Below are 12,059 nucleotides of genomic sequence, written 5' to 3'. Positions count from 1 at the left end.
AGACGCCGCCACACCCCCGGCGGCCCTGCCCGAAACCCTCCGGCGGTTCGCCGCCGGCCGTCTGCCCGAGTACATGGTCCCCGCCGCCGTCGTCGTCCTCGACGCGCTCCCGCTCACGAGCAACGGCAAACTCGACCGCAAAGCCCTCCCCGCACCCGACCACCACACCGAACCCGGCCGGGAGCCGGTCGGTCTGCGTGAAGAGTTGTTGTGTGGGGCGTTCGCCCAGGTGTTGGGTCGGGATCGGGTGGGGGTCGACGACAGTTTCTTCGAGTTGGGCGGACACTCGCTGCTGGCGACGCGGCTGGCGTCGCGTGTCCGGGCCGTGCTGGGCGTCGAGTTGGACCTGCGGACGTTGTTCGAGACGCCGACCGTCGCAGGGTTGGCGGTCGCGCTGGACCACGCCGACGCGGCGCGGGCCGCGCTGACGGTCCGGGAGCGTCCGGAGCGGGTGCCGTTGTCGTTCGCGCAGCGCCGGTTGTGGTTCCTGGGGCAGTTGGAGGGTGGCGGCGCGACGTACAACCTGCCGGTGGTGGTGGGCTTGTCCGGTCGTGTGGACGTGGCCGCGTTGTCGGCGGCGTTGCGGGATGTGGTGGGTCGGCACGAAGTGTTGCGGACGGTGGTTGCGGTCGCCGACGGTGAGCCGTACCAACGAATCCTGAGTCTCGACGAACTCGCGTGGGAGCCGGCGGTCGGTCGGGTGTCCGCGGCCGAGTTGCCCGGTGCGGTGGCACGCGCCGTTAGCCACGAGTTCGACCTGGCGACGGAGGTGCCGATCAAGGCGTGGTTGCTATCGTCCGGGCCCGAGCAGCACGCGTTGGTGCTCGTGGTGCATCACATCGCGGGTGACGGTTGGTCGATGGGCCCGTTGGGCCGGGACATCTCCACCGCCTATGCGGCCCGGTGCGCCGGCGATGCGCCCGAATGGACGCCGCTTCCGGCGCAGTACGCCGACTATGCGCTGTGGCAGAGGGAGTTGCTCGGCGACGCGGACGACCCCGACAGCGTGCTGTCGCGCCAGGTCGCGTACTGGCGGGAGGCGCTTGCCGGAGGTCCGGAGGAGCTGGAGTTGCCCTTCGATCGCCCCCGGCCCCTCGTCGCGAGCGACCGTGGTCACAGCGTCCCGCTCGTGGTCCCCGCCGAGATTCACGCCGAGCTGGTGCGGGTCGCGCGGTCCGAGGGTGTGACGGTGTTCATGGTGTTGCAGGCCGGGTTGGCGGTGTTGTTGTCGCGGTTGGGTGCCGGTACGGATGTGCCGATCGGTGCGGCGGTGGCGGGTCGTACGGACGAGGGTCTGGACGATCTGGTCGGGTTCTTCGTGAACACGTTGGTGATGCGGACGGACCTGTCGGGGGATCCGACGTTCCGGGAGGTGCTGGGTCGGGTTCGGGAGACCGGGCTGGGTGCGTTCGGGAATCAGGATGTGCCGTTCGAGCGGTTGGTGGAGGAGTTGGCGCCGGCGCGGTCGTTGGCGCGGCATCCGCTGTTCCAAGTGATGTTGACGCTGCAGAACACCGGCCGGGCGGCGCTGGATTTGCCGGGGCTTGGGGTCGGTACGTCGGGCGCCGCAGCGGGCGTGTCCGTCGCACAACCGGCGAGATTCGACCTGGATCTGGCGCTGACCGAAGTCTTCGACGAGCAGGACCGTCCCGCCGAGCTTCGCGGCGTGGTCGTGGCGTCGGCCGATCTGTTCGACCCGGATACGGTCGAAACCATCGCCGCCCGCTGGGTACGGGTGCTGGGAACGCTGGTCGCAAATCCGGGTGTTCGACTCGACGCCGTGGACGTGCTGGACGACGACGAGCGCTCGCGGGTGTTGGTCACCTGGAACGACACGGCGGTGGAGGTGCCGGCGGTGCCGGTCGCGGAGCTGTTCGCGGCTCGGGTGGCGGAGGCGCCGGCAGCGATTGCGGTGGTGTCCGGGGATTCGGAGCTTTCGTACGGCGAGTTGGGTGGTCGAGTTCACCGTTTGGCGCGGCGGCTGATCGGGCTCGGGGTCGGCCCCGAGGCGGTGGTCGCGGTGGTGTTGGGTCGCGACTCGGGCTTGATGACAGCGTTGTTGGGTGTCTCGGCTGCCGGTGCTGCGTATCTGGCCATCGATCCGACGCAGCCGGTCGAGCGGATCGCCTACATGCTCGATGACGCGGCGCCGGTCCTGGTGGTCACGGACAGCGTGAACGCGTCGCACATCCCGGCCGCGTGGTGCGGAGAAAGGGGTGCGGTCCTGGTTCTCGACGAGCCTGCGGTGGTCACCGCGCTGGAGAGCCTGCCGTCGTCCCCCGTCGGTGACGCCGACCGTTTGGTGCCGCTGTCGGGTTCGCACCCGGCCTATGTGGTCTACACGTCGGGTTCGACCGGGCAACCCAAGGGGGTGGTCGTCTCGCAGGCCGGATTCGCGAACACCGTGGCTGCGGGACGGGGCCGGTTCCGACCCGAAGAGAACTCCCGGATCGCGCAGTTCACCTCGATCGGTTTCGATGTGTTCTGTTTGGAATGGGCGTTGGCGCTGGTGTCGGGGGCGGCTTTGGTGGTTGTTCCCGACGAGCGGCGATTGGGCGACGAGTTGGCCCGGTTCCTCGTCGAGCAGGCGATCACGCATGTGTCCTTGCCCCCCGCCGTGTTGGCCGGGGTGCCGGTCGGGGCGATCCCGCCGCACGTGGTCCTGGAGGTGGGTGGCGAGGCGTGCCCACCGGAACTGATGGCCCGTTGGGCACCTGGGCGGGTCATGTTCAACACTTACGGGCCCACCGAGACGACGGTGGACGCCACCGTCTGGCACTGCCGGTCGGAGGTCGACGAGATCCCGATCGGGAGCCCGATCGCCAACACCCGTGCCTACGTCCTGGACGACTTCCTGCGTCCGGTCGCGCCCGGGGTGATCGGCGAGCTCCATGTGGCCGGCACGGGCCTGGCCCGGGGCTACCTGGGCAGGCGCGCGCTCACCGGTGAACGGTTCGTGGCCTGCCCGTTCGGTTCGGGTGAGCGGATGTATCGCACAGGCGACCGCGCGCGGTGGACGGCCGCGGGAGAGTTGATGTTCGCCGGTCGGACCGACGATCAGGTGAAGATCCGGGGGTTCCGGATCGAGCCCGGCGAGATCGAGGCCACGCTGACCGCTCACCCCGAAGTGCACTGGGCGGCCGTGGTCACCCGGGCGCAGTCCCCGGGCGACATTCGACTGGTGGCGTATGTCGTCCCGGTCGATGCAGGTGGCTCCGGGAGCACACAACTGCCTTTGGAGCTTCGCCGGTTTGCGGCGCAGCGGCTGCCGGGGCATATGCTCCCCGCCGCGATCGTGATGCTCGACGGCATCCCGCTCACCGCCAACGGAAAACTCGACCGGGCCGCTCTGCCCGCTCCCCGCTACGGAGATGCCGACGGCCGAAAGCCGGAGACCGCCCGGGAAGAGGCGCTCTGCGGCGTGTTCGCCGAAGTCCTCGGCCTGGATGCCGTGGGAGTCGACGACAACTTCTTCCACCTGGGCGGGCATTCCCTACTCGCCATGCAATTGCTCACCCGGATCCGGGAAGTGCTCGGCATCGAGCTGCGGATCAGGGACGTGTTCGAAGCACCCACCGTGGCCGAACTCGCCGGGCACGCGGGAGAGCAGAAGTCAGCCAGGCCGGCGCTGCGGCCGATGCGCGGAACTGAGGAGCACTGATGATTCCCTTGTCGTTCGCGCAGCGGCGGCTGTGGTTCCTCGGCCAGATGGATGGCCCGAGCCCGACCTACAACAGCCCGGTGGTACTGCGTCTGTCGGGGGACCTGGACCGGGACGCGTTGGGGGCGGCACTCCGCGACGTCATCGGCCGGCACGAGGTGCTGCGCACGGTATACGCCGTGGTCGACGGTGAACCGCACCAGGAGATCCTCGACGCCGACACCCTGGAATGGGAGCTCGCCTACACGGAGCTCGACGCCGAGCGGCTGTCCCGGGCGGTGGCGACGGCCACCGAGCACGCGTTCGATCTCGCGCGGGAGATACCGATCCGAGCCTGGCTCTTCCGGTGCGACGGAGAGCATGTGCTCGTGCTGGTGATGCACCACATCGCCGGAGATGGTTGGTCGATGCGGCCGTTGGGACGGGACATCTCCGCCGCCTACGCGGCACGCTGCGCGGGTCATCCGCCGAAGTGGGACCCGCTGCCGGTCCAGTACGCCGACTACGCGCTCTGGCAGCGGGAGTTGCTCGGCAGCGACGACGATCCGAGCAGTGTCCTGCACGCCCAACTGGCGTACTGGCGCTCCGCGCTCGCCGGCATCCCGACCGAGCTGGAACTGCCGGCCGACCGCAGTCGCCCGGCGCTGGCCGGACACCGCGGACACGTGGCGTCGGTGGAGATCCCGGCCGAGTTGCACCGCGAACTGGTGGAGTTGGCCAAGGCCGAGCGGGTGACCGTGTTCATGGTCCTCCAGGCCGGCCTGGCCGTGCTGTTGTCCCGACTCGGGGCGGGTACGGACATCCCGATCGGGGCCGCGGTGGCCGGGCGTTCCGATTCCGCGATGCGGGACATGGTCGGCTTCTTCGTGAACACCTTGGTGATGCGCACCGATCTGTCCGGAGACCCCACCTTCCGTGAGGTGTTGGCCCGGGTGCGTACCTCCGGACTCGGCGCCTTCGACAACCAGGACGTGCCGTTCGAGCGGCTGGTGGAGGAGCTTGCCCCGGCACGGTCATTGGCTCGTCATCCGTTGTTCCAGGTGATGCTGACGCTGCAGAACACCGCGCGCGCGGCGTTGGACCTGTCCGGTGTGCGGGCGGGCACCCCGCTCGACGGCATCGCGGCCCAGTTGTCGGCCGCCGCCGCGGCGAAGTTCGACCTCGACGTGGCCGCTGAGGAACGCTTCGACGCCCAGGGCGGGCCGGCGGGGATCCGCGGCTCGATCACCGGTTCGGCGGACCTGTTCGATCAGGGTTCGGTAGACGCGTTGGCCGAACGCTGGCTGCGGGTGCTGCGGGCACTGGTCACCGACCCGGGCGCGCGGCTCGCAACGGTGGACGTGCTCGGACACGAAGAGCGCACGCGGGTGTTGGTCACGTGGAACGACACCGCGGTGGACTCGCCGCGCCCGTCGGTGCCGGAGTCGTTCGCGGCTCGGGTGGTGGACTCGCCGGACGCGGTCGCGGTGATGTGCGGCGGGACGGGCGTCTCGTACGCGGAGTTGGATGCCCGTGCGGGGCAGTTGGCGCGAGTGCTGCGCGAGCGTGGGGTGGGTGCCGGGTCGGTCGTGGGTCTGTGCCTACCGCGTGGTGTCGACGCGGTGGTGGCGATCCTGGGCGTATGGCGGGCCGGAGCGGCGTATCTGCCGATCGACCCGGAGTACCCCTCGGACCGGGTCGCGTTCATGGTGGCGGACAGTCGCGCCGCGATGTTGATCAGCACCGAGGATCTGTTGGAGGAGTTGCCGGCAGGCCGGTTGCCCACGATCGCGGTCGATGACCTGGCCTCGCGTCCCGAGGACGCGGCCACCGAGCCGTGGGCCTCCGTGCGACCTGCGGAGTTGGCGTATGTGATCTATACGTCGGGTTCGACGGGTCGGCCGAAGGGTGTGGCGGTTACGCACGGCGGGCTGGCGAACTATGTCGCGTGGGCCGGCGAGGCGTATGACGTGGGGGCCTCGGGTGGTGCGCCGTTGCACTCGTCGTTGGCGTTCGACCTGACGGTGACGAGTGTGTTGTTGCCGCTGGTGTCCGGATCGCCGGTGGTGGTCAGCCCCGAGGGCGGCGCCGATGGGCTGGCCGGGCTGGTGCGTTCGAGGTCGGGATTCGACCTGGTGAAGGTCGTCCCCGCGCATCTGCCCTTGCTGGGCGAGTTGTTGACGGACGACGAGGCGGCCGGCGCCGCGCGCTGCGTGGTGGTCGGCGGTGAGGCGCTGTTCGGAGCCGACGTGTCCGCGTGGTTGGCGCGGTCGCCGGGCTCGGTGGTCGTGAACGAGTACGGGCCGACCGAGACCGTGGTCGGCTGCTGCGTCTTCGAGGTCCGCGCGGGCGATGACGTACCGTCCGGGCCGGTGCCGATCGGCCGCCCGATCGCGAACACGCGCCTGTACGTGCTAGGCGAGGACTTGACCCCGGTCCCGGTGGGCACGATCGGCGAGCTGTACGTGGCGGGCGCCGGATTGGCCCGGGGGTACATCTCCCGACCCGGGCTGACGGCGGAGCGGTTCGTGGCCTGCCCGTTCTCGGGCGATGGCGAGCGGATGTATCGCACGGGCGACCGAGTGCGCTGGACCCTTGACGGCCGGTTGGTGTTCGTCGGTCGGGTCGACGATCAGGTGAAGGTCCGCGGCTACCGGATCGAACCGGCGGAGATCGAGGAGGTCTTGGCGGCACATCCGGGGGTGGGCCGGGTCGCCGTGATCGCTCGCGCGGAAGCCTCGGGCGATATCCGCCTGTTGGCCTACGTCGTGCCCGACGACGCCGACGCAGTCGACGAGGACCTGCCGGGCACGCTGCGGGAGTTCGCCGCGCGGCGCCTGCCGGAGTACATGTTGCCGAGCGCGATCGTGGTGCTTGACGCGCTTCCGCTGACCGCCAACGGCAAGCTGGATCGGGCAGCCCTGCCCGACCCCGAGCGGCCGGAGGCCGTGGCAATCGGCGGGATCGCGCCGTCGCCGCAGGAGGAGATCCTGTGCGGGATGTTCGCCCAGGTGCTCGGGCTCGACTCGGTCGGGGTGCATGAGAGCTTCTTCGAACTGGGCGGCCACTCGTTGCTCGCGACGCGGCTGCTCTCCCGCGTGCGCGCCGTGCTCGGCGTGGAACTGGAGATCCGAGCCGTTTTCGAGACGCCGACCGTCTCGGGACTGGCGGCTCGCCTGGCGAACGGGCGGGTGGGCGAACGACGGGTGGCCCTGGCCCGGGGAGTTCGTCCGGAGCGTCCGCCGCTGTCGTTCGCGCAGCGGAGGTTGTGGTTCCTCGGGCGACTGGACGGACCGAACGCGAGCTACAACATTCCCGTGGTCCTGCGCCTGTCCGGTGATCTGAACCGGGACGCGTTGTCGGCCGCGTTGCGGGATGTGGTGGGTCGGCACGAGGTGTTGCGGACCGTCTTCCCGATGGTGGACGGCGAGCCGTATCAGCGGGTGCTCGATTCCGGCGAATCGACCTGGGAGATCGAGCAGGAGGAGGTCGAGCCCGGGGGACTGGCTCAGGCGATCCTGCGGGCCACCGAGTACCCGATCGACCTCGCCGAGGAGATGCCGATCAAGGCGTGGCTGTTCTCGTCCGGCGACGACGAGCATGTGCTGGTCCTGGTGGTGCATCACATCGCCGGTGACGGTTGGTCTATGGGTCCGTTGGGTCGGGATATCTCGGCCGCCTACGCGGCTCGCTGCGCGGGACGCGCGCCCGCATGGGCGCCGTTGCCGGTGCAGTACGCGGACTACGCGCTCTGGCAGCGGGAGTTGCTGGGATCCGAGGACGACCCGGACAGCGTGTTGGCGGCGCAGGTGGCGTACTGGCGCACCGCGCTGGCCGGGATTCCCGACCAGCTGGATCTGCCCGTCGATCGTCCGCGGCCGGCGGTGGTCGGATACCGGGGACATGCCGCCCCGTTGACCGTACCCGCCGAGCTGCACGACCGGTTGGCGCAGTTGGCGCGGGCCGAGGGCGTGACCGTGTTCATGGTGTTGCAGGCCGCGTTGGCGGTGTTGTTGTCCCGGTCGGGCGCCGGCACGGACATCCCGATCGGGACGACGGTGGCCGGACGCACCGACGAGGATCTGGACGACCTGGTCGGCTTCTTCGTGAACACGCTGGTGTTGCGGACCGACCTGTCCGGAGAGCCCACCTTCCGGCAGGTGCTGAGCCGGGTGCGCGAAGCCGGACTCGATGCCTTCGATCACCAGGACGTGCCCTTCGAGCGCTTGGTGGAGGAACTCGCGCCGAGCCGATCGCTCGCCCGGCACCCGCTGTTCCAGGTCATGCTGACGGTCCAGAACACGGCGCGGGCAACCCTCGACCTCCGGACCGTCCGGATCGACGCGCCGACGGCCGAGCTCACGGCCGGTCTGTCCACACCCGCGAAGTTCGATCTGGATGTGACCGTCGAGGAGGTCTTCGACGACCAGGGACGGCCCGCGGGCCTGCGGGGCGGCTTCCTCGGTGTCGCCGACCTGTTCGATGCCGAGTCGGTCGCGACGATGGCGGATCGCTGGGTCCGTGTCCTCGAAGCGGTAACCGCCGATCCGCAGCGGCGAGTGCATGACGTCGACCTCTTCGACACCGACGAGCGCTCGCGAGTGTTGGTCGCGTGGAATGACACGGCGGTGGAAGTGCCGGCGGTGCCGGTGGCCGAGTCGTTCGCGGCTCGGGTGGTGGAGGACGCGGACGCGGTGGCGGTGGTGGCCGGGGGTTCGGCGCTGTCGTATGGGGAGTTGGGTGGTCGGGTCGGTCGTCTGGCGCGGTATTTGGTGGGGTTGGGTGTCGGTCCCGAGTCGGTGGTGGCCGTGGTGTTGGGGCGCGGCCACGGGTTGATGACGGCGTTGTTGGGTGTGTCGGCTGCCGGTGGCGCGTATCTGGCCATCGATCCGATGCAGCCGGCCGAGCGGATCGGCTACCTGCTCGATGACGCCGCACCTGTGTTGGTGGTCACGGACAGCCTGCACGCGCCGCGGGTGCCGTCCACGTGGTCCGGGGCCGGGGTCGGGGCCGCGGTGCTGGTTCTCGACGAGCCTGCGGTGGTCGCGGCGTTGGAGAGCCTGCCGTCGTCGCCCGTGGGTGACGCCGATCGTTCGTCTCCGTTGTGGGGTTCGCATCCGGCCTATGTGGTCTACACGTCGGGGTCGACGGGTCGGCCGAAGGGTGTGGTGGTTTCGCAGGCGGGGTTTGCGAACACCGCTGCGGCGGGGCGTGTGCGGTTCGCGATCGGGGCGGGTTCGCGGATGGCGCAGTTCGCGTCGGTGGGGTTCGACAACTTCTGCCTGGAGTGGTCGGTGGCGCTGTCGTCGGGTGCGGCACTGGTGGTGGTGCCCGACGAGCGTCGGCTCGGTGCGGAGTTGGCCGGGTTCTTCGTCGACGAGGCGATCACACACGCGACGTTGCCGCCGGCGGTGTTGGCCGGTATGCCGTCCGCGCTGATTTCGTCGGACGTCGTGCTGGAGGTGGGCGGCGAGGCATGCCCACCCGAGCTGATGGCCCGGTGGGCCTCGGGTCGGGTGTTGTTCAACACGTACGGGCCGACCGAGACCACGGTGGACGCGGTGGCTTGGCGCTGCCGGCCGGAGGCGGGCGAGGTCGCGATCGGGAGGCCGATCGCGAATGCTCGGGCGTATGTGCTGGACGAGCGTCTCGCGCTCGTGCCGCCGGGGGTGACGGCTGAGTTGTATGTGGCCGGTGTGGGTCTGGCCCGGGGCTATCTCGGTCGGGCGGCGTTGACCGGTGAGCGGTTCGTGGCGTCGCCCTTCGGCTCGGGTGAGCGGATGTACCGGACCGGCGACCGGGCGCGGTGGACGGCGGCCGGTGAGCTGGTGTTCGCCGGGCGGGCGGACGATCAGGTGAAGATCCGGGGGTTCCGGATCGAACCCGGCGAGATCGAGGCCGCGCTGACCGCACACCCCCGGGTTGGCCAGGCGGTGGTACGCACCCGGCCCGGAAGCCCCGCGGCTCGCGCCGGTGACGAGCGACTCGTCGCATACGTCGTCGCGGTCGGCCCCGTTGTCGCCGAGACCGACGAAGACCTTACGGCGACCCTGTGCGCGTTCACCGCGGCCCGTCTGCCGGAGTACATGGTCCCGTCGGCGATCGTCGTCCTGGACGAGCTGCCGCTGACCGCCAATGGCAAGGTGGACCATGCCGCGCTGCCGACGCCCGACTACGTGACCGCGCGTACCGGTCGTGGTCCCTCGTCGGTGCGCGAGGAGGTGCTGTGTGCGGCCTTCGCCGAGGTGTTGGGCCTGACCTCGGTCGGGGTGGACGACAACTTCTTCGCTCTGGGCGGGCATTCGCTGCTCGCGGTGACGTTGGTCGAGCGGTTGCGGGTACGTGGGGTCTCGGTGTCGGTGCGGGCCCTGTTCGAGGCGCCGACGGTGGCCGGGCTGGCCGTCTCGGCCGGTGCGGACCTGGTCGCCGTCCCCGCGAATCGCATCCCTGCCGACGCGACGGCGTTGACGCCGGACATGTTGCCACTGGTGGATCTGTCCGAGGCCGAGGTCGCCCGCGTCGCCGCGTCGATCGACGGCGGGGCCGCCAACATCGCCGACGTCTACCCGCTCGCACCGCTGCAGGAAGGCATCCTCTTCCACCACCTGATGGCGGGTGAGCGCGAACGCGACGTCTACGTGACCTCGTTCGTGCTGGAATTCGACGCCCGTGAACGGCTGGACGGTTTCCTTCGCGCCCTTCAGCAGGTGATCGATCGGCACGACATCTACCGGACCGCGATCGTCTGGGACGGGCTCCCCGACCCGGTGCAGGTGGTGCAGCGACACGCTCCGCTTACGGTGCGCGAGGCGGCGCCTGTCGCCGCCGATGGAGATCCGGCCGCGCACCTTCTGGCCGCCGGTGGGCTGACCATGGACATCGGTCGTGCACCGCTGATCGACGCACACATCACGCCTGCGGCCGAAGCCGGCCGCTGGTACGGCATGTTGCGCGTGCACCACATGATTCAGGACCACACCGGCATGGAGGTCCTGCTTCGGGAGGTGCGGGCGTTCCTCTCCGGTCACGGTGACGACCTGGCGCCGGCGCTGCCGTTCCGTGATTTCATGGTGCAGGCGCGTGAACGTCTGCGGCACGGCGGGCACGAGGAATTCTTCGCCGACCTGCTCGGTGACGTCACCGAACCGACCGCGCCCTTCGGCCTGTTGGACGTGCGCGGCGACGGCGACGGTGTGCAGCGCGCCGATCTCCCGGTCCGGGACGAGGTCGGCACGCGGATTCGCGAGGTGGCCCGTCGGCTCGGAGTCAGCCCGGCCACCGTTCTGCATGTGGCCTGGGCCCAGGTGTTGTCGGCGCTCTCCGGTCGCGACGACGTCGTGTTCGGGACGGTGTTGTCCGGTCGAATGCACGCCGGTGCCGACGGCGATCGGGCGCTCGGGCTTTTCATGAACACCCTTCCCGTTCGGGCCGATCTGCGGAACATCGGTGCGCGAGCGGCGGTTTCGGCCATGCGCGACCGGTTGGCCGCGTTGCTGGAGCACGAACACGCACCTTTGGCCGCCGCTCAGCGAGCCGCCGGGATTGCCGAGGACACACCGCTGTTCACCGCTTTGTTCAACTACCGGCACAGCGGTGGTCGGACGGCGAACGCGGATTCCGACGGGCCCCGAGGCGATGCGATCGTGTCCGGAATCCGCACGGTCTTCATGCTGGACCTCACCAACTTCCCGCTGGCCGTCTCCGTGGACGACCTGGGCACGGACGGCTTCGCGCTGACCGTGGACGTGGTGGCCCCCGGCGACCCGCATGTGGTCACCCGGATGTTGCACACCACCATCGAGAACCTGCTCGTGGCCCTGGAAGACGGCCTGGACCACGAAGACGCCCCCGACGTCCCCCTCGACACCGTGGCGGTCCTGGGCGCGGACGATCTCGGCCGGCTGTTGGTGGAGTGGAACGACACGTCTGCCGAGGTGGTTCGGGCGTCGGTGGTGGGGTTGTTGGGCCGGTGGGTGGAGGGGTCTCCGGATGCGGTGGCGTTGGTGTGTGGTGGGGAGGAGGTGTCGTTCGGGGAGTTGGATGCGCGGTCGGGTCGGTTGGCGGGCTATCTGACCGGTTTGGGGGTGGGTCGGGAGTCGGTGGTTGCGGTGGCGTTGGAGCGTGGTGTCGATCTGGTCGTGGCGTTGTTGGCGGTGTTGAAGGCGGGTGCGGCGTATCTGCCGATCGATCCGGGTGCGCCGGTGGATCGGGTTGCGTTCATGGTGGGGGACAGTCGTGCCTCGGTGTTGTTGAGTGCCGAGGATGTGTTGGACGAGTTGCCGGTGCGTGGTGTGGTGTCGGTGGCGTTGGACGACGCGGCTGTGCGGGGTGTGGTGGCGGCTTGTCCGGTGGCTGTGCCGGTGGTCGAGGTGTTGGAGGGTTTGGCGTATGTGATCTATACGTCGGGTTCGACGGGTCG

At 69.8% G+C, this 12,059-nt stretch carries 2 protein-coding genes; both read left to right on the top strand.

Annotated features, from left to right (window positions below; genetic code table 11):
- A partial coding sequence (locus ACIRL2_RS50905; protein ID WP_402242574.1) for an amino acid adenylation domain-containing protein occupies positions 1 to 3,661 on the top strand: 3,661 nt, incomplete at its 5' end.
- The coding region (locus ACIRL2_RS50900) for an amino acid adenylation domain-containing protein (protein ID WP_402242572.1) at positions 3,661 to 12,059 on the top strand (8,399 nt) is incomplete at its 3' end. The genes ACIRL2_RS50905 and ACIRL2_RS50900, both read left to right, overlap by 1 nt.

Source organism: Embleya sp. NPDC127516 (assembly GCF_044765325.1).
Taxonomy (GTDB): Bacteria; Actinomycetota; Actinomycetes; order Streptomycetales; family Streptomycetaceae; genus Embleya.
This window is presented reverse-complemented; position numbering and strand designations above follow the sequence as displayed.